This is a genomic window from Lewinella cohaerens DSM 23179 (assembly GCF_000379805.1).
Lineage (GTDB): Bacteria > Bacteroidota > Bacteroidia > Chitinophagales > Saprospiraceae > Lewinella > Lewinella cohaerens.
Window position 1 is genome coordinate 93,914 of sequence record NZ_KB903531.1, and the last position, 24,252, is coordinate 118,165.

A 24,252-nucleotide genomic window follows, 5' to 3' on the forward strand; every position below is an offset into this window, starting at 1 on the left:
CTATTGCGTACTAAACAAATTCGCCCTTCATGCTACCTATCCAAAAGCGACTAAGTAATTTTTTCTACGGCATCCTTAGCCTACCTTCCACTGCACTGGGTTTTGCCCTCTCGGTACAGATATCAGCATTGAGCTGGCTATTGAGCACCAAGTATGAACTGGCTATTGACGAAATCGGATTGGTGTGGGCAGCAGGGCCTATTGCCGGTATTTTTGGACAAATTATTTTTGGTGTGCTCAGTGATCGGGTATGGTTTTGGGGTGGTCGGCGACGGCCATTTATTGTCATTGGTGGAATACTTGCGGCCTTAAGTTTATTGGCGCTTCCCAATCTCGAGATCATTTCCAGTAGCCTTGGTTTAGAAGGTATTCTGGGGGTAGCTATTGCGGTTGCGCTGGCGTTGGATCTATCCATCAATGTTGGCTTCAACCCGACTCGTTCTATCATTGCCGATGTCACGCCGGAGGGTGCCGAACGCACCAAAGGGTTTACTTATATGCAAACCATATCGGGCACCTTCGGAATGATGGCATACGTCATTGGTGCTGTTTTAGACAAATACTGGTTGATCTATATTGGCGCAGGCCTGGTGTTATTGTTTACCGTAATTCCTCCTTTCTTCATCGAAGAGCCTCGTGATTTTGAGGAAGAAGCCGATGAAGAAAAAGAAAGCGGTGGCTGGTTGGAAAGCTTGATGGCTATTCGACCGTTGTGGGGCTTCCTTATCTATGCATTGTACCGCATTCCTGTCAGAATTTTTGAGTGGGAAATCAATAATTATTACGTAGAATACTTGTGTGTTGGTCTTACCGCTTTTCTGATTATTCAGACCTTGTTGCAAAAAGAGGAAGGCAAGCCATTGGCAGTTGCCAGCCGGATTGGTTTTCAAAAAGTACTAGCTGCTCATAGCTTTACCTGGATTGGTGTGCAGACCATGTTTATCTATATGTTTGCCTTTTTGCAATACCGCTTACCGGATTTAGACAACGACGGTGTTGGGCGAGTAATTGACATCTCTTTTCTGGTACTCAATGGCATCGCAGCACTCCTCCCGGCCTTTCTGCTGGAGCCTTTGACTCGGAGAATTGGTCGTGTCCGCACTCATTTAATCTGTGTTGGAATCATGACGATTGGCTACCTGGGTTTATGGCTGATAGGCACCAGTGCCAATATGATTTACCTCTTGATGGTCGTCATCGGTATTGGTTGGGCGGCGACGATTAGCTTGGTCTTTGCGATCATGTCGCAAAAGGTCGAAGCTAAAAAAATGGGCCTCTACATGGGGCTATTCAACCTATCGGTGGTCTTGCCACAGTTGGTAGCCAGCCTCGGTATTGGTGAATTCCTCAAAGAAGCTGACGACAAGAGTCTGACCTTCCTGATTTGTGCCGTATGCCTTGGCGTGAGTACCCTGGCCTGGAGTTTGGTAAAAGAAAACGAGGAAGAGGTATCTATAAGGTAAATTCATTCACCTTATCACTTGAACCACCAAAGAGCACCAAGATTTTTCAACCATATAAGGGATTATAAGGGCATTTAAGAGGGGCCGGCTAGGGGAAATTCACGAATTTACCCGATGAAGGGATATTTGAACCACCAAAGAGCACCAATATTTTTCAACCATATCAGGAAATATAGGGGGTTATAAGGGAAGGGAATTTTGACAAGGTAAGTTCACAGATTTACCCAACATTGGCGAATTTAAACCACCAATGGGATTTAAAAAAAACAATGCGCCACTGTATCTCAATAGATACAGTAGCGCATTATGAACTCCATAGCGAGGCCAAGTCAATAACTATCAGATCTTCTAGGAGTGATTTTGGCTTTCAGGCCTTCCCTATCGGAGAATAGAGAAACTGATTATTTCTCCAAAGTCATATCCAGCATCAAGTCAATCTCGAAATCGAGACCGAAGACGGGATCAGAACCGGACTCTTTGACATTGGCCACCAAATCGATTTTGGTATCAGGAGAGTAGCTGGTATCAAACTCGATAGTTTCCACATCGTTTTCATCACCAGCATCAATATCACTCATGGTTAAGCGACCATCTACAACGGTATATGTGCCGCTGCCAATACCACCGGTGACTTCTTCCGTTTCTGTTTCACCATCTACCGTGGTTGTCAGAGTGTAATCTCCGGTAGAAGTCCAGTTTCCTGTAGCATCAAAGGTAACGGTGACGGTACTGTTGCTGATTGTCGATACCGACTTAGTTGTTTCAAAAACGCCAGCAAAGCCAATCCCTACATCGGCATCAGCGTCGTAGGCGGTAAGGTTCCAGGTGCCTACAATTGCCTCATCGTCTAATTTTACTTCCGGGTCGTCCTTATCACAAGAAGAGAAAGAAAAAAGACCGACCATCAAGAGCGCATAAAATGAAAATTTCATAAAAAAGGATTTTTGTAAAGTGTAAGATTGTTTACCCTTAATTGTGCTTAGTTAAAAAAGGTAATCATCAGAGAGAAAATTTTTAAAAAAAATCAATCCTTCTTTTCTACAGCTTCTCATAAATAGCCAAAAGCTTCTTTTCTTCCTCTTCCCAAGTCAGGTATTTTGCTGCCTCCAAGTTATTTTGTTGAAGCTGAGCGTAGCGGTCGGGAGTATCGACGAGCCCCTGGATCGCAGAAGCAATTGTATTGACCTCCAAGTCGGCGAGCAACTCAAAGGTATCGTACTGATCGTGCAGGGCCCGGTATTCCGGAAAGTCCATGTGCAAAGCTGGTACACCTGACTGGATATAGTCGAAGGTCTTGTTGGCCAGAGAGTAATAATAGCTCAAGCCTGTATTTTCGAGTAGATTGAGGCCCAACCAAGCCTTTTCCGTAAGAGCGGGCAATTCTGCAGGAAGCACAAAACCAAGGAAGTGGACGCGGTCTTCGAGTTGATGATCAACGACCAACTGGTGAAGTTTTTGCTCCAGATCACCAGAACCAGCGATGTGGAGGACAAGCGTTGGTGGTAGTTGCTTCATTGCCAAGATGGCCGCTTCGAGGCCACGGCCTTCATTGAGCATTCCCTGGTAGAAGATGATTTTTTTATCAGGAATAATCTGGTTATGTAAGGCCGATTGGCGATAGGGCACGTTGCGTACCACCTTAAACGAGGTCCCGTAACGTTCTGTCATTAATTCGGCCAATGCTGGTGCAACGGTATAGGCATGTTGGAGGGAAGGGATGATCCAATCCGCCAAGGCCGACCAAAGCCGCTGCACCTTGGGGCGGCGAACGACTTCGGGGACTTCCGTAAAATACTCGTGCGCATCATAAACACAAACGCCCCTTTGGAGACGGCTGATAAGATAAGAAGGTAACAAGGTGTCGAGGTCGACGGCATTGATGATCTCTGCCCGCTGCTGGTAGAGGTAATACAGTAAGCGAAGATTGTACTCGAGGTAAAAGAGTTTGCCCGTATGGAACCAACAACGTAGGCGATGCTGCTGAAAAGGATGATTTACTAATGGGCGGGAATGAGGCAAGCGTCGCCCCACCAGTGTGACCCGATGCCCCGCAGCTTGCAGCGTACTGCAAATACGAATCATACGTTGATCCTGGCTGAGGTCATTGGTGACGGTACAAATTATACTGGACATAGGGCGAAGATACATCGGCGGGGATTTTGAACCACTAAAGGTGCCAAGGTTTTATTTTTTAGGTAAAGACGTGGATACAATCTACGCCGAACGGGAGCCTCTCAGGTAAAGGCAAATTCGTGAATTTACCTTTTTTACCCGACAGGTAGCAACCAAGCGAGGGGTGTTTTTGTTGTAGTGGTCAGGTGCCATAAAGGGTATGCCCGCGCAAGCTGCCTGGAAGGCCCGCGCGAAGCAAGGGGACCGCAGGACGGAACGCAGTGAACCCTGGAAGGGAGCGACCCCACAGGGGATGCGCCCATATAAAAATAACCCGCGAAATAACGGTAGTGATGATTGGATGGAGATTTAAGCATTTTGTGCCCGGTGAGGAAGAAGGGAGCCTTTTTGATCAGTTGCTGAAGCTGTTTCAGGAGTTGATTGTGTATACCTCTGGAGATGTGGCGGAGTCGCTATCGTGGCTGACGCAGCTGGATAAGGAGCATAATCTCACCAATGAGGACTACGGGATGGCGGACTTTATTCAGGACTTGATAGACAAGGGCTATATTCAGCCCCAGGATTCGCAGAACCCCAATTTTGTGCCTTCTGCAAAGTTGGAATTAGAGCTAAGAAAGAAAGCGCTGACTGATATTTTTGGTGATATTAAGAAGACCAAACGCGGTAATCACAATACCCGCTATGGCGGTGGTGGTGACGAGCCTACCTCGGAGTTGCGGCCCTACGAATTTGGCGATCCGCTGGATCAGATAGCTATTAGTGAAAGCCTGCGCAATGCACATATCAACCACGGCATTGATGACTTCAGGCTGACTAACGACGATTTAGAAGTGAGGGAAACCCACTACCAAAGCCAGATGAGTACGGTGCTAATGATTGATATTTCGCACTCGATGATTCTGTATGGTGAAGATAGGATAACGCCCGCCAAGAAGGTAGCCATGGCGCTGAGTGAATACATTACGACGCGGTTTCCGAAGGATACGCTGGACATTATCGTGTTTGGTAATGATGCGTGGCCGATTAAGATCAAGGACCTCCCCTATTTGCAGGTAGGGCCTTACCATACCAATACCGTTGCTGGCCTGGAGCTGGCAATGGACATCCTCCGGCGCAGGCGCAACCCTAACAAGCAGATATTTATGATTACGGACGGGAAACCGACCTGCCTGAAGCGAGGAAAGAAGTACTACCAAAACAGTTTTGGGCTGGATCGTAAAATTGTAAACCGGACGCTGAACCTGGCTGCACGCTTGCGCAAAGTGAATGTACCTGTGACTACCTTTATGATTGCCCGCGACCCCTATCTGGTGGAATTTGTGGAGCAGTTTACGAAAGCCAACAATGGCAAGGCATTCTTTAGTAGCCTGAAAGGTTTGGGCGAATTTATCTTCCGGGATTACAAGAACAACAAGAAGAAGCGGTAGCGCGATATTGCAGGCAATCTTTGATCTGTTTTTCCGTTATTGGGAATGGGTTGCTGAATAACTCGACCGGAAAATCTGTAAGAATTGAAATACGTACTATTTACACTGCTGCTACTCACCCTGGGTAGCTCAACCAATACACTGTGGGGCCAAAATCGCCTAAACGCTGAGGACACCAAGTATGTAAACGCCGTAGAGGACACCCTGGGCTTGCTGGCTTATGCTTTTGTGAACGATTCACTTGAAGAAAATCGTTTTCTAGCCGTCAGAGCTTTCATTCCAACATTGGTAAAGGCGCTTAAAAAGCCGGGGAGCTTCTCCTACCCTTTTGATCAGCTCAACAGTGTGTCTATCCAATATCCGGCGGATAGTACTTTCCGGATTTTCACTTGGCAGCTCTATGTTGATAAAGATACTTACCGCTATTTTGGGGCAATACAGATAAACAGTGATGAGCTGAAGCTCTTCCCCTTGGTGGATCGCTCCTTTGAGATGGAAGAAGACCTGGATGCTGCGGCCTTGAGTCCAGATCGCTGGTACGGCACCGTTTATTACAACCTACATACGGTTGCTTACGGCGACGAAACCTACCATTTACTTTTCGGCTATGATGGCTATGAATTTTTCCGCAAACGAAAAGTTGTGGATGTCTTGCGTTTTGTGGATGGGAAGCCTGTATTTGGCGCTCCCGTGTTTGTAAAACAAGAAAACGACGGCAGCTTTAGCCAAAAGAACAGGCTGCTACTGGAATATTCTGCTGCCGCCAGTGTACGCTGCAACTATGACCCAGCGTTGGATTTGCTGATGTTTGATCACCTGACTATGATTGGCGGAGAATACGGTGAAGGGCCGGTACAAATCCCAGACGGCACTTATGAGGCTTATCGCCTAAACAATGGCAAATGGGAATACGTAGAAAAAGTATTTGATCAAATTCTTGATGAAGCTCCCCGTCCGAGCCCGGTGTTAAATGGCCGAAAAGGGAAGGATTTGATTGGGAATGGGGGGTAGTTTGGTGTAAGGGTTTAAAAAGTGTAAGGGTGAAAGAGTTGATGGTTAGTTTGTTAGGTGGTTGATTGTTAGATGGTTGTTGGTTAATGGTGATCTATCCTGCCATATCTGAAGCGCCGACAAATTGGGCGAACTCTTGGGTGTGCATTTTCATTACAGTCAAGGTATCTTCGTGGGTGACCTCGCCGGCAGGGTTCATCAATTGGGCGATGCTGGAGATCGGGAGTTGGTTGGGCAAAGTTGTTGCGCCCAAATAATGGAGAACTCCTGCAAGGTGGCTCATACCTCTTAGATTACCTGCACGGCCAGTGGCTACGCCTACCAAGGCCGCTTTTTTACCTTTGAAATTGCGGGCATAATTCCGAACGGAACAGGCATCAATAAACAGTTTCAATACACCAGGGAAGCTACCATTGTACTCGGGACTGATGAATACAAAGCCATCCGCGGGTAGGATATATTCGTCTTGAATTTTGGCCAAATCCTGATGTTGCCCTCCTTCTTCGTACATTGCAGAAGACAACCAAGTTTGGGGAATATCTTCCAAAGCAAGGAAACGAACTTCTTCTTTCCCTACCAATTCAGATAAAAATTCGTAATATTTATGAGCAAAGGCCCTACACCTGCTACCTTTGCGATTTGTTCCGGAGATGACCGTAATCATTAACTTTGCTTAAATTTATTTACAGCTTAACATTGGCTAGACCAAAAGGTTGCACTTTTGGCTTGCAAGTGGCAGCACAAGCTCTAAATTTACAAAAACATATTTCATCAATGAAAGTAACCTATTACGGACACGCCTGTGTGGCAGTTGAAACCAAAGGAAAGACTATACTCTTTGATCCTTTTATTTCTCCCAATGAAAAAGCGTCGCATATAAATGTGGATGATATCCATGCCGACTTCATCCTGTTGACCCACGCGCACATCGACCATGTAGCTGATACAAGGGCTATTGCTGCTCGCTGTGGCAGTAAGGTGATCAGCAACTATGAAATTACCAATCATTATGGTGCTAAAGGCATTGCTCACCACCCGATGAATCATGGTGGCAAAGCCAGCTTTGAGTTTGGCACAGCCAAGTATGTTAATGCGGTGCATACCAGCAGTTTCCAGGATGGTTCTTATGGCGGACAGCCAGGAGGTTTTGTGGTGTGGAATGAAGAGGGCTGCTTCTACAATGCCGGAGATACTGCGTTGACCATGGATATGAAATTAATTCCGATGACCTGCCCGAAACTAGATTTTGCGCTGCTGCCGATTGGCGATAATTTCACCATGGGCTATGAAGATGCTGTGCTTGCAGCCGAGTTTGCGCAGGTCGATAAAGTCATTGGAATTCACTATGATACGTTCGGATATATCGAAATCGATACGGTTGCGGCAAAAAAGGCTTTTGCGGATAGCGGAAAAGAGTTAATTTTGCTGTCGATTGGAGAGAGCATAGAGATATAATAGTCTACCTTGACAGACTGTTACCTCGTTCTTTCCGATTTCAAAACAGCTTACAGGATACCTTTTTTAACCATTTACAGTTTTTTAATCTCCATTTCGCTTTATGGGAAAAGTCATTGCTATTGCCAATCAGAAAGGAGGAGTCGGTAAAACGACTACTGCTATTAACCTTGCTGCCAGTCTGGCAATTTTGGAAAAGAAGGTACTCCTTATTGATGCGGACCCGCAGGCCAACGCCTCTTCAGGCGTGGGTGCTTTGGAAGAAGATGTAGACACCTCGCTTTACGACTGTCTCATCAATAACCTGGAGCCACACGACGCCATTTACGAAACCGATACACCGAATCTACACTTGATGCCATCGCACATCAACTTGGTAGGCGCGGAGTTGGAATTGGCTGGTTACGAAGACCGTTCTTTTGTCTTGAAAGGTGTTGTAGACAAAGTGAAGGACGATTACGATTACGTATTCATTGATTGCTTGCCCTCCTTGGGCATCGTTACTATCAATGCGCTTACTGCTGCTGACTCTGTTTTGGTGCCTGTGCAGTGTGAGTTTTTTGCACTGGAAGGGCTTTCAAAGCTGCAAAACAGTATTAATCTGGTGAAGGAAAACTTCAATCCGGATATACAGCTGGAAGGTATTCTCATGAGTATGTACGACAGCCGCTTGCGGCTGGCTAACCTGGTGGTAGATAAGGTAAAAGAGATTTTTGGAGAACAGGTCTATGACACCATCATCCACCGTAATGCCCGTATTGGCGAAGCTCCTAATATGCACATGCCTATTGTACTCATCAATGCCAGTAGCCGTGGTGCGGTCAACTTTTTGAATTTGGCCCAAGAGTTTTTACGTAAGAATAATGACGTACTCGTGTAAGTTCACTCTCTCATTGTTCCTTTGATTAACATGAATAAACCGGTAAGCCCTTTAGTATGGCAAAGAAATTAGGATCAAAAGCTTCGAAACAACAATTAGGATCAGGTATTGACGCACTCTTTGGAGGAGGAGGTACCAGCCGTGCTAAAAAGGCGGAAGTAGATAAGGCTATTGCAGAAAACCCGGCAGAAGTAGTTCGGGAACTGGCCAAGAAGTTTGCGCTAATTCCCCTCGCTCACATTGAACGAAACCCTGATCAGCCTCGCTACGAGTTTGACGAAGAAGCTCTAAGTGAATTATCTGATAGTATAAAAATCCACGGTATCATCCAGCCGCTTACGGTGCGTTACCTGGAACCTAAGCGCTATCAGATCATTTCTGGAGAACGCCGTTGGAGAGCATCGAAGTTGGCCGGCCTAAAGGAGGTACCTGCCTACATTCGCGTTGCCAATGACCAGACGCTACTGGAGATGGCCATCATCGAAAATATCCAACGGGAAGACCTTAACCCTTTGGAAATTGCCAACTCTTACAACCGACTAAAGCAGGAATGTGAGCTTACCGACGAGCTCCTTGCCGAACGCGTAGGCAAGAAAAGAACCACCATCACCAACTACCTGCGGCTACTCAATTTGCATATTAGCGTACAGGATTCACTCCGCAAGGAACAAGTTTCTATGGGGCATGCAAAAGCAATTGCAGGGTTAGACATCCTCTTACAAGCGGACTTCCTTAAAGAACTGATCAATAAGAAATGGTCGGTTCGGCAAACAGAAGCACAAGTTAAGGCGTACCAGAAGCCTAAAAAGGCCGTTAAGAAAACAGAAGTAAAGGTTGCCAATAAGCATCAGGCAGAATACGACAAGATTCTGCAAGACTTCAAAGCCTTTTTTGGCAGTGGTAAAATCAAGATTCAACTAGAGGACAAAGAAACCGGCAAAGGACATGTAGTTATCCCTTTTGACGACCACGACCAACTGACGGATTTATTTAAGTGTGTAGAGCAGTAGACTTATGCCGCATTGGAAAAAATACTGTTGGGTTCTCCTTTGTCTCCTGGGGCAGCAGTTTTCCGGTTTGTCGCAAGAAGTGGACAGTTTACCAACTGCTAACCAAAGCCTTGCCAGGGAGGTAGACCTGGCATTAACCATCCAAGAACCAAGAGTCTATGTACCTCGCACTGCACTGATGTGGTCGATAGTACCTGGCGGTGGGCAAATTTATAACCGCCGTTGGTGGAAGGTGCCACTGGTATTTAGTGCCTTCTCCGGTGTTTTTGCGGTATTGGATTTTAACCAAAGCAACTACCAGCGTTTCAGAGATGCCTATCAATTAGAACTCGCAGGCGAGGAACACGAATTCTCTAGCCGAGGTTATGATGCCAGCAGGCTATTGGTATTTAGAGATAATTTTAACAAATCCCGGCAGACCAATTATTTTATGCTTTTGGCCGTTTATCTACTTCAGGGAGTAGAAGCATACGTGGATACCCACTTGCGCAATTTTGATATGGATGAGGATTTGAGCCAATGGCAAGTGATGCCGGTGATCATTCCAGCTGGCGTAGGCCAAAGCCCAAACGTGGTGCTGCAAGTCCAATATTCTTTCTGATTATTCGTTTTCTTTCTCGGTTTTGTAACTCCTTAATAATTTCTTCTGTCAATTGGCAGACGCGGAATTCAGGAGGTTCCGTGCAGCAATTTCCTATATCACCTTGTCTTAGTAGTGCATTGTTAACTTAAACATCCCCAAAATGACGCGCTTACCACTTCTCTTACTGACTTTTTTATTAGGCTTTTCTTCCCTGTTGGCACAACGCTATTCAGGCATTGGTGTTAATCTTTTTCCTAATTATTCTCATCGCCGGATTGTAAACTTGGACCTCAATATGATAGGTCAGGCTGATTCATTGGAAATCAGCGAATTTGCCCGTCCATCCTACGCCGGGGGAATTGTACTGAGTTACAGAGGCAAAAAAGCCGGCGTGCAAGTAGGCTTAAACTACAGTCAAACAGGCTACAGAGGTAAACGAACCGCTATAGCGTTCAACGACCCCAATCGAGCCAATTTTGACGATGAACAATACAGCTTCCGCGCTCAAAACATTGAGATTCCTTTCTCCGTCCTATTCTATCAAAACCTCTCCGAAAAAGACGACTTCTTCTTTTCATTGGGTAGTGGCCTGAGTTATAACCTCAGCAATCAGGATATTATCACCCGTTTTAACGGAGAATCCAGCGCAAGAGAAGTCAATACTATTGATAGCGAAGATTTTCGAAAAGTCAACTATTGCTTTCAAACCTCTATGGGCTGGGAGCATAAGTTATCCCAAAATATGTTGTTCAGCATTGCCCCTACCTTCCGGCTATGGCTCGCTGGTATCTACCGAGATTCTTTGCTCAACCGAAACCTCTATCAGTTTGGCCTAAGGGCGACGGTAAGATTTGATCGGGAATTGGAGTTTTTTTGATGGTTGATGGTTGAAAATCTGAAATTCTTTAAAGGGTTTTACTGGTTTGTTTGTTGGATAGTTCGATGGTTAAGCCAAAACGAGCGCGCGCATCCTGCCTTCCCTTACAGAACCTATACCGAAATAAAGTCATTTTTGACCATGAGAAGCCTGAACCATCAAACCAACAACGATCTAACTATCAACCTACCCTACTCCGACTTTGCTCCAACTCTTCCAACTTGCGTTCCAACCAAGCGCGGTTGAAAATGGAATCAGTTTGTTTCATATCCTCTTTAATTTTGGCCAGGCGCTGAACGGCCTGATCAATATCCATATAAGAATACTGTGCGCGTAACTTAGCCAAGCGGCGGGTGAGTCGAAAAAGATGGTAGTACCCGCTACGCCGAGAGTCGGCCAGCAAGCGATTGCGCTGAAGGTACTGCCGGAAAGATTCCACCAATGCGTGCAGGGCCTCAAATTCATCCAGCTCGTAATAGGTGCGTAACAACAGGGCCTTAGCACCAAGGTTATATCGCAGATCACTGTATTCAACCTGCGTGAGTAACTCCAATACCTTACCGAACTCTCCTACTGCGTGGCAATAGGCGGCTTTATTAAACCGATAGGCGTTTTCCGCCGAGGCAGGAGCCAAAGCTTCCTTTTGCGTCTCAATAAAATGGTCTACCCATTCCAGTTCGCCTAGTCGAAGGGCAGCGGTGACTATATTCTTGTAATGCCATTCAATTAAGTAACCACCTTCGTGGAGAAGCTCTCTTGCCAACTGGGCATTGTACAGGCCGAACAACTCGCGAAGAAAGGGCAGTTCGTTGCGATTAATTCGCGCAATGCAAAAGTTTTGCAAATAATTATAAATAGCGGTAAGCTCGTGCGTTTGAAACCTACTTTCATTTTGTTGAAAAATCATCAGGGCCGCCTGGTAAGCACTCAAGGAGGGCTGATCTATCATTTGATACAGTTGATAGTACACTTGTACCGCAGGGGCTTTACTGTATGCTTCGGGATTGAGGCGGAGTTCTTCCAATACCCCTTCCAAAAGACGGGCCGAATAATCATCTTGCAAAATCTGCCGGCGCATTTGTAACTGTACCGCGTCCCGCAATTTTTCTAAAACATAGTATTGATCTAGCGCATGCTCTTTCTCTACCAGACTCTGGTCCTGAGCACGCGGCTCCCATACCGTATAAAACTCGTTCGCTTCTTCGGCCAGAGCCATCACCTGACGGTAATAATCGGTATCTCTATGGCTGGTATTATTCAATGCCTTTTTGCTCTTTTTAAGCTGTCGCTCGTAAATGGCCCACTGCCGGCGTTCGCGCAAAGCGATCAGTAACCATTGCTCCCTTTGCTGGTTCTTAGCGAGTTGCTCCTCAATCAAGAAATTTTCACAAAGCCGCCATGCGTATGTAAACAGAAGCGCTACCTTCGATTGATCGAAATCATCCTTGGGAAAAAGCTTCTTCCAGATCATTTTCCGATCACAAAGACGTTGAGGAAACTCCGGAAAACATTTATCCAAATAGCTCACCAATGCTTGCGTTGCTTCGTGCTTATGATGGTAAGGAGACAGCGAAAACTCCGTAAAGCGGGTCATCTCTTTACGTGAAAAGGTTTTTAAAACGTTTAGCAAATGATGATTGTGCATATTTTTCTCAATAAAAAAAGATCATTAACCATTAAAAATCAATAGATTACAATAAATAAATTGACGTTTTTTATCAAAAACAGGAATACAAAATACTAAAAATTACCTTATACAAACAGCACATTTGTATTGTCACCAGTTTAAAATGATGCCAACATGAACAATATCCCACGCTACTTCTTCTTATTCTGCTGTTTGCTGATCACCCTTCAAGTGATTGCACAGCCTACAAATTGCCTGGATTTTACTGAACCAGAAATCGGCACAACCTTCAGTCAGGAGAATGGCAACACCCCTGACGAAGTCGTCTATCAATATGATGGTGTGAACCTGAGTATGGGTTTTTTCACGGATCAGAATGGCAATATCAATTTTGATCGAATCGAGGTGGTTGATCCTTTTATTGAAGACTTCACGGCACCTTCTCTGTATATCAATTATTCCACTGCTACTTTTGAGTATGCCAATTTGGTAAATACCTTATGCTTCACGGGTTTCCTTAGCGGCCATGAAATCAATTTTGGCATCAACGGTGAAGTAGGTGTCTTTGAAAGCCTTCTAGATCCTAACATCCAGGAAGAATGGCCTGATTATGAGATCATTATCACTTCTTTAGGAAACACTGCAGGAAGTTTAGTATCAGTATGCATTTTTGGCCCAATCGAAACATTCACCATTGGCGGCATTGAGTTTTTATTGGATGATGTTTGTACCGATGAATTTATCAACTGCGCCTTCAATGAACCCAACTTACAGGCTTTTTGCCAAAACAGTGGGGCTATCGGCCTTAGTCTGGACTTTGGTGCTATTATAGGTGCCAATGATTTTGTTGACGTCTATATTGAGGATGAGCTCTACGACTTCTACCCTACCGAAGCCTTTCCGCTTGTGCTGGAAAATGCCATTCCTTCCGGGCAACAAAACACCGTGAATGTTACAGTATGTATAAACGATATCCCTGAATGCTGCTACACCGAGGATATAGCACTCCCTACGTGTATCGACGAAAGCTGTATCACCTTTTCAGAGATAATACCGGGAACAACCTATGATCCTGACACAGATGTAGAACCTGGTGATGTTATCATGGAATTTCCTGGTGTAAATGTGAGCATGGGCATCTATAACAACGCAAATGGCGGTAGTGAGTTTGATGAAATTCGAGTTATCGAACCCTGGATTTCCAATCTTGATGCACCTTCCATGTACATCAACTTTGCCACTGCGACCTTCTCCTACTCCACACCGGTAACCTCTGTATGCTTTAATTCAACCGTAAACAACTTACCTATAAATTTTGGGATCAATGGCACCGTTAATGTTTATGACAACTGGTTAAATCCAGATTTACTAACAGCGTTTCCTAACCACGTTATTACTGTTACACCTTATGGCCCCAATGCTAATGGGCTGGTGAGTGTGTGTATTTCCGGTATTATTGAAGACTTTACCATCGGTGGAATTGAACTACTGGTGGATGACGTCTGTAGCTACGACCCTGTCTGTGACATCAGCAACTTACAAGTGCTACAATACAACTGCCAGGAAGATATTCAACCTTACCGTTTTCTCCTTACGTTTGATCACAACCGAGCGCCACTAGACTCTTTCAACCTGCGTATTGGTGGCGAATTTTATGGCCGTTATGCTTATGCCGACCTCCCCCTTAGCGAACTAGAAATTGAGGTCGCTCCAGGCACAGCGCTACAATTCCTAGTCCGTGATGTAAATACAGAAAATTGTGCCGAAGACCTTACCGTCTTAACACAAAGCTGTGAGTCCGTCTGTGATAATTTTGCGGCAACGATTCTTGGCATAGAATGTGCTGGCCCAGAGGGTTATCAAATTTCGCTGGTTATCACTAGTCCTATGGTTGGCCAATATGTAACCATGGAAGGGCTGAGTAATGGTATCATTTACGGAGGTGCTCAAACACACCCTTCTATGGTACAAATTGACCTCTTCGGAACACCTGACCCTGAAGGTTACATCCTCGCAGATAGTCTTAGCGGATGTTCTACCATCATAGGGCCACTGGATTTCAACCCGGAAGACTGCTACCAGTGTGAACTATATGATGTCGTTATTGAGCCTACAGATTGTAATCCCAACAACGTTTATGGTGTAACCATTGATCTGATGAGCACCAATGATTCTGAGCCTTTACTCATAATTCTAGATGATGATCAAACCTTTGGGCCTTTCTTTCCATCAGAGTTCCCAGTGACCGTAGGTACACTAATTGGCAATCCGAATGAGGTTGTTACTGTTGAAATCATCAGCATTAATGGCCAATGCTCCTACTTTACTGAATTCATCCAAAACTGCCAAGACTGTCAAAACTTCCAGGCAGAGCTCGTCAATATCGAGTGTTTTTCCGATGATTCTTTATTAGTACAACTATATGTTTACGGTATAGAAGAAGGTGAGCCTTTAAGGATTACGAGCAGCGCTCATCCTGATTTCGTCTACGAAGGCTTATTCGTATCCAATCCTATAGCATTGCTTCTGCCACTCGCTAATGTCAATTCTTTCTCCCTTTTTGTGCAAGCACAGGGTATTGATTGTGAGACACAAAGTAATCATCTTGAAGTACCTGTAGGCTGCGGAGGTCAATGTTCCGACTTTATTGCCGAGCCTCTGGGACTTGACTGTGACCCCAATAACTTCCTTCATGTTTCCTTTGAACTCTATGGTATTGAACCAGGGGAACCACTACGTATTACAACAGGCCCTCCCTCCAACACCTTCATTACAGAGTTGACATTCTCAGGCAACCCTATTCAGGTTTCAATACCTCCTATAGTAGGGCAAGATGTGCTCACAATTGTGGTGCAAGCCCAAGGAATTGACTGTGAAACCACCTTGTCCTTTACCATTCCAGAGGATTGTATGGACGGTTGTAACAATTTCGCAGCTGACATTCAATTTATTGAATGTTACGAAGACCTTCCTTATGCCAGCTTGTCCATTCTATTAACAGGAGTAGACGCAAATGGCCAAGAAGTGCTCATACAAAACACGAGTACCGGCACTTTCTACGCTATTCAACTGACGACGAATCCTTTTGTGATCCCTTGGCCAACAGCTGATCAAGGAATACTACAGATCACAGAACTTGGTAACGGCTGTAGTACAGAAGTTGCCTTTAATGCACCATCGGATTGTAGTGATAACTGTGACGGGCTGTTTGAGGTGATTGAGGTATTCTGTACCGAAGGAAACCCTGCGTTTGTTTTCACTGCTCAAGGTCCAACAGGTCTACCCTTCTTTGTACGTGCAGGAGGCCAAGAATACCCCTTTGTATACGGACAAGACAGCTACGAATTAATCATCGACGGAGATGTTGGTGTATTCAGCTACGAACTCCGCTTCCGCGACCAACAAGCGGGATGTGTACAAGAAGTATTGGTAGATAATCCTTGCTTCTGCTTTATAGAAATCATCTCTGCTACACCAACAGAGTGTGATGATAATGGGCTATTCTTTATCGATCTAGAATTCGAAGCATTAGTGAGTTGGGACAATGGCCTCTTCGTCTTAGAAGCAGGTGGCTATACTCAAACTTTTGAGCAAGGTTTTATAAGCACCACCATCGGTCCATTCGAAAGTGGCGTAATTGAAGTTATTCTTACCGAAGTTACAAGTTTAAGTTGCGCTGAGTTTATTGCTGTCGAGCAGTTTTGCGAACCAATAGAATGTGAAACCTCTAACCTCGTCATTGAAGGAACCAATTGTAATGCCAACGGCGACTATTTCCTAGACGTTGATTTCGACGCCAATATTGATGGGCCATTCGTGGTACTTAACGAAGCTACCGGAGAAAGCCAGACCGTTACATTGGATCAACTTCCCGTGCAGTTTGGACCATACAATATCAATGAAATTCAAACGTCGCTGATTATTGTTTACTACGAAGCTACGAATAGCTGTACCATTGAAGAACTCTACGTTCACGAATGTGAATTCGAATGTCCGCTACAAGAGATCATTGTTACAACCACAGACTGTGACCCTAATGGCCTTTATCAGGTTATCGTAGGTCTTGAAGCATCCGATAACGGACCATTTACCGTAATCAATACGGAAACAGGAGATTCATTTACCGATGTTTCCATCAATGATTTCCCGCTAACATTTGGGCCTTACAGTGCCGATGAGTACCCTGCCTCCTTAATCCAGGTTATTTATTCGAATGCTCCTTTTCCATGTATTCTTGGAGCGGATTACGCCATTGATTGTGGCACCGGCGGCGAATGTGACTTCAACGATGTCTTCGCAGAAGCTTACGACTGTGACGGCGACCAATTCATGGTAGACGTGGCCTTTAACAACCCCAACGGTGGGCCATTAGGCTTCTACATCTTTGGTGACGGGATGATCTTTGGTCCATTTGCTTATGGCGAACCGTTCTATACTTTCGGCCCTCTTGATGGCAGTGAAGAAGAACATGACATACTTCTTCTTGACATTGCCAGTCCTGCTTGTTTTGGCAACTACAACCTCAACTACAGCTGTAGCGACGATTGCAACATTCAGCAGGTAATTGCGACGCCTACTGAGTGTGACGGAGAACTATTCAACGTTGAATTAAATGTAATTGGCAACAACTTGGGAGAAACCTTTGCAGTAGTCGGAAACGGCAATAACTACGGGGTCTTCAATTATGCTGACTTACCTATTCTGCTCGGTCCTTTTGAAGGAGATGCAACGACCAGCTACGAATTTGGTGTGATCGATTTACAAAACCCTGGTTGCACCAATTTCACAGAAATTGAACCTATTAACTGTCTTCCTTGTGATATCCGTGATTTAGTTTACGAAGTTGACTGTGGTAATGACACTTACTCATTGACGCTTAACTTCATCTACGAGAATCCGGAAAGTGATGGCTTCCGACTACAGATAGGTGGCGAAACTGTTGAATCTTTCGCTTACGCTGAATTACCCATCACGATCACTCTCCCCTACGCTATTAATGGAGAAATCATTCGGGTAGAAGATTTCACAAATGAACTTTGTGGAGAAACCATCGACTTCGAGGTACCTTGTTGTTCATTGGGCAACATCATCAACGAACTTGAAGTAGCTGACTGCCAGGATAATGGTGAATACTATTTCACGGTAGGCAACTTCAACGGTGGCAACCTTAGTGATTCACTCGTGATCAATTATGCACCAGCAGGTAGCAGTATTATTGCTACAGAAGTTGTTGCATACAGTAGCCTTCCTGTTTCGATTGGGCCTTTAGCCGGCGACGGTGCAACCTCTTATATCGTGGTGCTCAATGACCAGGAAAATGAGTGTGCAGCGACAACGACCATTGAACCTGTCTTCTGTGATAACGATGCCTGTGTAGAGTTTGAAGGAGTAGAGGGTGTCTTTGCCCCTGCCTTTGGCTACGACTCCGGTGACGTAATTACGGTAGAAAACGATGTAATTCTGACCTACGAACGCAACCCGAGTACCAACTGTGCCTGTAACCTGTTTGTAACAGACGGTATTCCTGGAATTAGCTTTGGGAATGGCCATATCGTAGCTACTCAGAATTCTGGCTTCGGGCTCAATTTTAGCCAAGTGAATACCACTTTCAATACTGTAAACATCGACTACTATTATAATGGTGGTGAGTTTGGTATCAGCGTGAATGGGCAAACAGCTGCTATTGTAGGCAACATCAACGATATTCCTTTGAATATTGCCCCTGGTGTGGAATTACAAGTAACTCCTGACGCTAACAACCCTGGAACAGGTATGTTGACCTTCAGTGGAGACAACATTGAGACGATCCTGCTCTTTACGGATGACAGTGCAGGATTCGACAATGTTTGTATGAGCCTTGATGACAACGTGTGGCCAGGTGATACCAATTCCGACAACATCGCCTCACATGTGGACTTGTTGAGTATTGGTCTGACCTTTGGAAATACCGGACCTTCACGTAACGCTATGACCAGCGAATGGGCGGGACTGATCAGTCAGAACTGGGGTGAAAACTTCGCTGACGGAACCAACCACAAGCATGCTGATGCAAATGGTGACGGTGTCGTAGACATGGATGACATTGAAGTATTGGAGCAGAATTACGGTTTAGAACATGGCCCGACGACTATCTTCGAGCCACTCCCCTACACCGATCTTGATCCTCCGATTTTTGCAGACCTTAGTGAGAATGATCAACTTCCAGCTAACACTGTAGTAGAAATACCTGTAGTAGCAGGAAGCCCTGATCAAGATATCCAAAATATCTACGGACTAGCGTTCACCTTGGAGCTTGACCCCGAAATTTTCAGCATGGGCACCTTGGAGGTTATTTACCCAACCTCTTGGTTTGGAGAACCAGGCATCAATACAGCGACTATTCATCAGGTTTACCCTGATGGCCGTGTCGAAGTAGCGATCAGCCGCACCGACCATAACAATGTCTCAGGTTTCGGCCCGATCATGTACCTACGAATTATCATTGATGATATTGCTGGTGTAGAAGTCCCTACGGAAGTAGTAGTGAAAAACCTACGGGGTCTCAATCACGAGGAAGAGCCCCTGGTATTGCGCCCTGGCACCAGCACTGCTATAGTAACAAAAACCGACGATGGTTTTGATCGAAATGCACTGATTGACTCATTTGGCATCTTCCCGAATCCAGCAACAGATTGGGTGCACTTCCAAAACCAGTACCACATGGCTCCTAACAGAATTGACATTTTCAATGCTGCGGGTCAGCACATACAAAGTCTGAAAGAGCCAGGTATGCACTTAGATGTAAGCCTCCTGCCAGCAGGCGTGTATATGCTTCAGGTACACCTGGAAGGCCATATTTTCACGGAAAAACTGGTAAAACTTGATTAATTCGATGCGAATGCATCGTTGAAGAATATTCCAAAACGTAGATTTACGAGGCAGTCCTATCTGAAAGGGCTGCCTCTTTTTCATTTAAACACTATCTTTGCCACACAAACCAAAATCCCTTAAAAATGATAAAGAGTCTTTTAAAACTCGGCCTCCTGCTATTAGTTTGTGTACTCGGATACAATTACTTCTTTGGTACAGAAGCAGAAAAAGAACAGTCGGAAAGGATATTCGGTAAAGTAAAGGACGTAGGCAAAGACGCCTGGGCACTGCTAAAAACTGAAAAGGAAAAATACCAAGAGGGCAAATACGATGGTGCCGTTGATAAAGTTGGCAATACCGTAGAAAGCCTGGGGGATTTATTAGGAAGCCTTAGCCGCACAGCTAAAGACCTCAACGATTCTGGTGCCCTTGATCGACTCGGAGAGCTACAAGCCAAACAAAAAGAGTTGGAAAATCAACTGGCTGGAGAAACGCCCGAAAGCTATGATGCCCAGGAGCAAGAAAGGGTAAGCGGAGAAGTACAGGATTTGCTTCGACAAACAGAAGAGTTGATGAAGGATATGGAGAAGGAGTAGCGGATAGCTGTTTTCGGAATTTCACTATGTGACCACACGGGCTTGCTTTTCAAAACAACAAGTAGTAGTTTGATTTATAACGCATTACAAAAAAATGCGTCACCAAGTAATTTTTTATCTTCGCAAGGGCTTTGCCTTATGATACTGTGCGATGAGTATTGTTTTGACCGGTACTATTGTTAGTGAATCATTTGGTTTAGCTAACTAACAAACCTATCAAAATTTTGAAAAAATGAAAAAAAGTCTACTACTAGCAATAGTAAGTTTTACCCTTGCTTATTGTACTACCGTTTATAGCCAAGGCTGTGTGGCGATAAGAGGAAATTCTTCCTGCGGAAGCAGTCTTGGAAGTACCTTAAACCTCAGCAAAGGTGAATTTAATGTACTTTCTGGATTTAGGTACTTTAAATCGTTTCGCCACTTTAGAGGAGATGTTCAAGAAGCAGACAGACTAGAGCACCACACGGAAGTGATCAATAAATCTACTTTCTTAGATTTCTCGCTGAACTATGGGATTTCAAATAGGCTTTACGCCAATATTATTTTGCCTTTTGCCTTTCATAACCGTTCTTCAATGTATGAACATGGAGGCAACCCGCCGAATGGTTTAGGTGAGCGAAATGAAACCTCCTCACAAGGGCTTTCCGACATCAGACTGGGGATTGGATATTGGTTGTTCGACCCCAACACGCATGATTTCAATTACTCCATTGGTATTGGCGTAAAGTTGCCCACAGGAAAATATGATTATACAGATACCTTTTACAACCAGGGGGAGAATAAAGATGAAGACTTGGAGAAAGTGGTTGATCAATCTATCCAGCCTGGCGACGGCGGATTAGGATTAGCCTTAGACGTTCAAGGATACCATCCAATATCCAGTCATTTCGGGATAGGCACCAACCTGTATTACTTGTTCAATTTCCAGGAAACCAACGGCGTACTTACCAGAAACGGGAACAGTGAATTTTCATGTCCCGACCAGTTTGCCTTACGTATCGGAGCCTTTTACAATTCCCTGAAAAATGTGAATTTCTATTTAGGAGGAAGAGTAGAAGGCGTACCTGCAACCGATATTTTTGGAGGCAGCGCTGGGTATCGTAGACCAGGTTATGCCGTTTCTGTAGAACCAGGCATCGGATACAATAAAAACAACTATTCTATTTTTGCAAGCGTTCCCCTTGCCCTCTACCGGAACAGAATCCAAAGTTTTGAGGACAAAGAACGAACCCAACAAACGGGCGTATACCGCCACGGAGACGCCGCATTCGCTGATTACTTAATCAACGTTGGCTTTTCTTACCGATTTGGAGGCCATGGCCACATGGACATGGATATTCCAAAATTTGAAGATGTAAAGACCAGATAGAATACAAAAACATAAGTCAGCACGGGTTTTGATTGTCATCAAAATCCGTGCTGACCAACCGCAAAACTTATCGTTAAAAACGAAACCCCGTGATTTCTATTAGCAAATGGATAGTTTAACGCAAGCTGCCCTGGGAGCAGCCATTGGTGAAGCTATTTTAGGTAAAAAGCTCGGAAATAAAGGTGCCGCTATTGGAGCTGTAGTCGCGACGGTTCCAGACCTTGATGTTGCCTTGTATTTGTTTTATGATAAATTTGAAATGCTCAGTATTCACCGAGGGTACAGTCATTCTATTTTATTCAGTATTGTCGGAGCATTTTTAATCGCTTACCTGTTACAACGTATCAAATGGACTAAACAAGTGAGCTATCGAAGGCTTTGGGTATTTAGCTGGCTGGCATTATTTACCCATATGCTGCTGGATACTTTTACGGCTTATGGCACACAATTGTATTTGCCCTTTTCCAATGAAAGGCTTGGCTTTGACAGTATCAACATCGTCGATCCGGTTTATACGGTGCCTTTAATCCTTGGCTTGCTCGGTAGTTTAATGTTCTTTAAAAACAAGCCTTCAAGAGCTTTCTTCAACTACGCCGGGATTGCCATTAGTACCCTCTATCTGATAAGCACTTTGGGTATTAAAACGCATGTCAACAACCACTTCAGGGAAGAATTAGCGGAGCAGAACATTGCTTATGACTCCCTACTCACGATGCCAGTAGGAATAGCCAGCATTTCCTGGTACGGCGTAATAAAAGCAGACAATGGTCTGTATATGAGTAAATATTCAATGCGGAGTGATAATGACAGTAAACCTGTTTTTGAATATTTCCCGATAAATGAACACCTCTTGGATAAAATACCCTCAAGCGCAGCTGAAACAATGCGTTGGTTTGCCAAAGGCTATTACACCGTCACCGCCAATCAGGATAAAATAAGAATTTACAATCTACAGGTTGACATGAGAGGTATTGTCAGAGAAGGGGACACAAAAGCACCAACAGCGGGGTACTTTGAAATAACGCCTCAAGGCGATGGTGGTTTTGTTTTTTCATCAGGAGCGCATCAGCAATAGTGTGAGGTAGCGAGAGATTTAATCTGTGGTCTGTGATATTCCATTCAATTCCCCGCACGCACCAACTCCTCCTCGACATGCTCCTTCAGGCTGTTTACTTTCTTTGCCGTTTCGGCATAGAAATACATGATAAAACGGCGGTTGACCTGAATTTTCCACAGATAGGATAGTACTATTTTTTGCTCGCTGTCGGATAGGTCAAACGGGGTACGCATTCCAATGATATTCCCCTTTTCATCGAAGGTGAAATTGGGAGCCAGGATGTTGTTGATCGCCATGAAGTAGTTGTCCTGGAATTGCATTTCCTGGTATTCTTCTTCGAATTTCTTCAAGGTCTGATAATCATATTCGTACAAGGAAATGACTTCAAAGCGCAAAGCATCGTTCTTCAACAACTCTAGGCCTTTAGATTTTAAAGCCTCGTAACCCGATACGTTTTGGATGGAGATAAAATCGCGGGTCAGGCCCAGATAATGGATCATCACCGAGTCGGTATTCACCTCCTGGCCCGTAATGACTTGCCGCCAATATTTACAAGCTTCGATGCCATCTTCGTGGCCTTTTACGTTGACGTTTATATCCTCAATATCCTTTTCCAGGCCATTGGCTATTTCCACTAAAATTTTATTCTCAATGGTCGCATTGCGCTGGTTGTCGTTCCAGTTGTTCAACGCAAAGGCCGCTATGACGGCAATAAAGATGGATAAAAACTCAAAGCCGTATTTTCTCCAGTTGACTTGCTTCATGGTGGGTGGGTTGTGGTGGTGTGATTAGTTTCCAAAGTTATAGCTGTTGACGCTCCAAAAGCGCTACCCATTCACCGCCTTCAACCTCGTCTTGAACTGCCTATAATGCCTTTCAACCCTCGCTAAATATTCTTTATCAGCAAACACCAATTTCTTGAACATTAAGAAAACGTAATCAGCAATATCGGACTGGTACTGAAACACCTCCAAATTAGGTCCTTTTAAATCTTTAATACTTTTCTCATCACCCCCCCCTAAATGTTCTTTTATAGTAAGAAAGTTTTCCCCATCCATAAACAATGTTGGCAACTTCTTTTTGATCCAATAAAACTTTCAAAAACACCCTGCGGCAATCGCATTCATCGCAAAAAAGTTCAATAAACGCATATTCCCCTACAGGAAGAGAAAAGTCATTGTCACGATCCAGTATTGTAATCACCCTCGTTTCTTCGATGGCGGTTTCAGGGCAAAGATTATAAAATGGCAAATAGGGCATACTTTTTTCTTCGCTAATTAAAGAATTATTTTTTTTCAACACTCAAAAACAAAAAAAGCCCACTTCCAATTGGAAGCGAGCTTTTTTAAGTGACCCGTACGGGATTTGAACCCGTGTTACAAGGATGAAAACCTTGCGTCCTAACCCCTAGACGAACGGGCCTCGACGTTATTCTAACTAAATAGAAAATTGTCAATTTCTTTTGCGCATTTAACCTTACGCTTGGTAGTCCGTACGGGAATCGAACCCGTGTTACCAGGATGAAAACCTGGCGTCCTAACCCCTAGACGAACGGACCTCATTTGATCCTGGCTGCAATGATACTACAATATTTTGATTCTCCTATATTTTTTATCTCCAAAGTCTATCGAAAACAAAAAAATACTCGAAAAAAGATGTTGCATCTACAACCAAAACAGAAAACCAGCAGCCCGTACGGGACTCGAACCCATGTTTCAGGAATGAAATTCCTGCGTCCTTACCGCTAGACGAACGGGCTGATCTCGACGGTAATTTAAGGCGCTTTCGCCTTAGCACGTGGCTGCTTTTTTCTAAAGCGATGCAAATATAAACCGTTTTATCATTTCCACCAAAGCTTATTATTGTTTTTTATTCAACAAATCCACAAGTCTCCTGATAACCAACTGAATAGGTT

The 24,252-nt window shown here is 44.5% G+C and carries 18 protein-coding genes and 3 tRNA genes; 12 read left to right on the top strand and 9 right to left on the bottom strand.

The genetic code is table 11. The annotated features are described in order from the left end of the window. Positions 1-29 precede the first annotated feature (29 nt). On the top strand, positions 30-1,463 hold the full coding sequence (locus tag A3EU_RS0100355) for an MFS transporter (protein WP_020534126.1): 1,434 nt from the start codon (positions 30-32) through the stop codon (positions 1,461-1,463). Positions 1,464-1,864: 401 nt separating this feature from the next. Here A3EU_RS0100355 and A3EU_RS0100360 read toward each other — a convergent pair whose 3' ends face one another. Together A3EU_RS0100360 and A3EU_RS0100365 are read right to left on the bottom strand one after the other, a co-directional pair. Further along, positions 1,865-2,395 carry a hypothetical protein gene (locus A3EU_RS0100360; RefSeq protein WP_020534127.1) on the bottom strand — a complete coding sequence of 177 codons (531 nt, stop codon included), beginning with the start codon at positions 2,393-2,395 and terminating at the stop codon, positions 1,865-1,867. Between the two features lie 106 nt (positions 2,396-2,501). After that, a complete protein-coding gene (locus A3EU_RS0100365) occupies positions 2,502-3,596 on the bottom strand; it encodes a glycosyltransferase family 4 protein (protein WP_169433304.1) in 1,095 nt (364 codons plus the stop codon). Between the two features lie 332 nt (positions 3,597-3,928). Between A3EU_RS0100365 and A3EU_RS0100370 the strand changes: the two genes are divergently transcribed. Next, positions 3,929-5,023: a vWA domain-containing protein gene (locus tag A3EU_RS0100370; protein WP_020534129.1), complete on the top strand. Its 1,095-nt coding sequence runs from the start codon at positions 3,929-3,931 to the stop codon at positions 5,021-5,023. Positions 5,024-5,107: 84 nt separating this feature from the next. Further along, complete coding sequence (locus tag A3EU_RS28885) at positions 5,108-6,034, top strand: hypothetical protein (RefSeq protein WP_020534130.1); 927 nt, start codon at positions 5,108-5,110, stop codon at positions 6,032-6,034. A 94-nt stretch (positions 6,035-6,128) separates the two neighbouring features. Here the strand turns inward: A3EU_RS28885 and A3EU_RS28890 are convergent, their stop codons facing one another. Next, positions 6,129-6,698, bottom strand: coding sequence for an NADPH-dependent FMN reductase (locus A3EU_RS28890; protein WP_020534131.1), 570 nt, complete (start codon positions 6,696-6,698; stop codon positions 6,129-6,131). A 110-nt stretch (positions 6,699-6,808) separates the two neighbouring features. On the opposite strand from A3EU_RS28890, the gene A3EU_RS0100385 reads away from it, so the two are divergent. From A3EU_RS0100385 to A3EU_RS0100405, 5 genes are all read left to right on the top strand, one after another. Then, complete coding sequence (locus A3EU_RS0100385) at positions 6,809-7,489, top strand: metal-dependent hydrolase (protein WP_020534132.1); 681 nt, start codon at positions 6,809-6,811, stop codon at positions 7,487-7,489. 103 nt (positions 7,490-7,592) lie between these two features. Further along, positions 7,593-8,369 carry a ParA family protein gene (locus A3EU_RS0100390; RefSeq protein ID WP_020534133.1) on the top strand — a complete coding sequence of 259 codons (777 nt, stop codon included), beginning with the start codon at positions 7,593-7,595 and terminating at the stop codon, positions 8,367-8,369. A 56-nt stretch (positions 8,370-8,425) separates the two neighbouring features. Further along, positions 8,426-9,379: a ParB/RepB/Spo0J family partition protein gene (locus A3EU_RS0100395; protein ID WP_020534134.1), complete on the top strand. Its 954-nt coding sequence runs from the start codon at positions 8,426-8,428 to the stop codon at positions 9,377-9,379. Between the two features lie 4 nt (positions 9,380-9,383). Continuing rightward, positions 9,384-9,980 carry a DUF5683 domain-containing protein gene (locus A3EU_RS28895; RefSeq protein ID WP_020534135.1) on the top strand — a complete coding sequence of 199 codons (597 nt, stop codon included), beginning with the start codon at positions 9,384-9,386 and terminating at the stop codon, positions 9,978-9,980. A 142-nt stretch (positions 9,981-10,122) separates the two neighbouring features. After that, positions 10,123-10,839, top strand: coding sequence for an outer membrane beta-barrel protein (locus tag A3EU_RS0100405; protein WP_020534136.1), 717 nt, complete (start codon positions 10,123-10,125; stop codon positions 10,837-10,839). Between the two features lie 181 nt (positions 10,840-11,020). Here A3EU_RS0100405 and A3EU_RS0100410 read toward each other — a convergent pair whose 3' ends face one another. Then, complete coding sequence (locus tag A3EU_RS0100410; RefSeq protein WP_026211154.1) at positions 11,021-12,484, bottom strand: hypothetical protein; 1,464 nt, start codon at positions 12,482-12,484, stop codon at positions 11,021-11,023. Between the two features lie 156 nt (positions 12,485-12,640). Between A3EU_RS0100410 and A3EU_RS0100415 the strand changes: the two genes are divergently transcribed. The 4 genes from A3EU_RS0100415 to A3EU_RS0100430 all read left to right on the top strand — a co-directional run bounded on the left by A3EU_RS0100415 (position 12,641) and on the right by A3EU_RS0100430 (position 22,355). Then, the gene (locus A3EU_RS0100415; protein WP_020534138.1) at positions 12,641-19,333 is read left to right on the top strand and encodes a T9SS type A sorting domain-containing protein; all 6,693 of its coding nucleotides are present in this window, start codon (positions 12,641-12,643) and stop codon (positions 19,331-19,333) included. A gap of 125 nt (positions 19,334-19,458) precedes the next feature. After that, entirely contained in the window at positions 19,459-19,911 is a 453-nt protein-coding gene (locus A3EU_RS0100420) for a hypothetical protein (protein WP_020534139.1), read from the top strand. A 232-nt stretch (positions 19,912-20,143) separates the two neighbouring features. Next, on the top strand, positions 20,144-21,280 hold the full coding sequence (locus A3EU_RS0100425) for a transporter (RefSeq protein WP_020534140.1): 1,137 nt from the start codon (positions 20,144-20,146) through the stop codon (positions 21,278-21,280). A gap of 106 nt (positions 21,281-21,386) precedes the next feature. Beyond that, positions 21,387-22,355 carry a metal-dependent hydrolase gene (locus A3EU_RS0100430; RefSeq protein WP_020534141.1) on the top strand — a complete coding sequence of 323 codons (969 nt, stop codon included), beginning with the start codon at positions 21,387-21,389 and terminating at the stop codon, positions 22,353-22,355. Positions 22,356-22,399: 44 nt separating this feature from the next. Here the strand turns inward: A3EU_RS0100430 and A3EU_RS0100435 are convergent, their stop codons facing one another. The 5 genes from A3EU_RS0100435 to A3EU_RS0100455 form a co-directional block, all read right to left on the bottom strand. Then, positions 22,400-23,101 (bottom strand): hypothetical protein, encoded by a 702-nt coding sequence (locus A3EU_RS0100435; RefSeq protein ID WP_020534142.1) that lies wholly within the window; start codon positions 23,099-23,101, stop codon positions 22,400-22,402. Positions 23,102-23,345: 244 nt separating this feature from the next. Continuing rightward, entirely contained in the window at positions 23,346-23,597 is a 252-nt protein-coding gene (locus tag A3EU_RS34100; protein WP_169433305.1) for a hypothetical protein, read from the bottom strand. A 90-nt stretch (positions 23,598-23,687) separates the two neighbouring features. After that, positions 23,688-23,759 (bottom strand) — tRNA-Glu (locus A3EU_RS0100445). A gap of 61 nt (positions 23,760-23,820) precedes the next feature. Further along, a tRNA-Glu gene (locus tag A3EU_RS0100450) sits at positions 23,821-23,895 on the bottom strand. 129 nt (positions 23,896-24,024) lie between these two features. Continuing rightward, positions 24,025-24,096: transfer RNA gene (locus A3EU_RS0100455), tRNA-Glu, on the bottom strand. Between the last annotated feature and the right edge of the window lie 156 nt (positions 24,097-24,252).

Excerpts from the sequence above, each read along its gene's own strand:
- A3EU_RS0100355 (WP_020534126.1), top strand. The coding sequence starts at position 30 with ATGCTACCTATCCAAAAGCGACTAAGTAATTTTTTCTACGGCATCCTT.
- A3EU_RS0100360 (WP_020534127.1), bottom strand. The coding sequence starts at position 2,395 with ATGAAATTTTCATTTTATGCGCTCTTGATGGTCGGTCTTTTTTCTTTC.
- A3EU_RS0100365 (WP_169433304.1), bottom strand. The coding sequence starts at position 3,596 with ATGTCCAGTATAATTTGTACCGTCACCAATGACCTCAGCCAGGATCAA.
- A3EU_RS0100370 (WP_020534129.1), top strand. The coding sequence starts at position 3,929 with ATGATTGGATGGAGATTTAAGCATTTTGTGCCCGGTGAGGAAGAAGGG.
- A3EU_RS28890 (WP_020534131.1), bottom strand. The coding sequence starts at position 6,698 with ATGATTACGGTCATCTCCGGAACAAATCGCAAAGGTAGCAGGTGTAGG.
- A3EU_RS0100385 (WP_020534132.1), top strand. The coding sequence starts at position 6,809 with ATGAAAGTAACCTATTACGGACACGCCTGTGTGGCAGTTGAAACCAAA.
- A3EU_RS0100390 (WP_020534133.1), top strand. The coding sequence starts at position 7,593 with ATGGGAAAAGTCATTGCTATTGCCAATCAGAAAGGAGGAGTCGGTAAA.
- A3EU_RS0100395 (WP_020534134.1), top strand. The coding sequence starts at position 8,426 with ATGGCAAAGAAATTAGGATCAAAAGCTTCGAAACAACAATTAGGATCA.
- A3EU_RS28895 (WP_020534135.1), top strand. The coding sequence starts at position 9,384 with ATGCCGCATTGGAAAAAATACTGTTGGGTTCTCCTTTGTCTCCTGGGG.
- A3EU_RS0100405 (WP_020534136.1), top strand. The coding sequence starts at position 10,123 with ATGACGCGCTTACCACTTCTCTTACTGACTTTTTTATTAGGCTTTTCT.
- A3EU_RS0100410 (WP_026211154.1), bottom strand. The coding sequence starts at position 12,484 with ATGCACAATCATCATTTGCTAAACGTTTTAAAAACCTTTTCACGTAAA.
- A3EU_RS0100415 (WP_020534138.1), top strand. The coding sequence starts at position 12,641 with ATGAACAATATCCCACGCTACTTCTTCTTATTCTGCTGTTTGCTGATC.
- A3EU_RS0100420 (WP_020534139.1), top strand. The coding sequence starts at position 19,459 with ATGATAAAGAGTCTTTTAAAACTCGGCCTCCTGCTATTAGTTTGTGTA.
- A3EU_RS0100425 (WP_020534140.1), top strand. The coding sequence starts at position 20,144 with ATGAAAAAAAGTCTACTACTAGCAATAGTAAGTTTTACCCTTGCTTAT.
- A3EU_RS0100430 (WP_020534141.1), top strand. The coding sequence starts at position 21,387 with ATGGATAGTTTAACGCAAGCTGCCCTGGGAGCAGCCATTGGTGAAGCT.
- A3EU_RS0100435 (WP_020534142.1), bottom strand. The coding sequence starts at position 23,101 with ATGAAGCAAGTCAACTGGAGAAAATACGGCTTTGAGTTTTTATCCATC.
- A3EU_RS34100 (WP_169433305.1), bottom strand. The coding sequence starts at position 23,597 with ATGCCCTATTTGCCATTTTATAATCTTTGCCCTGAAACCGCCATCGAA.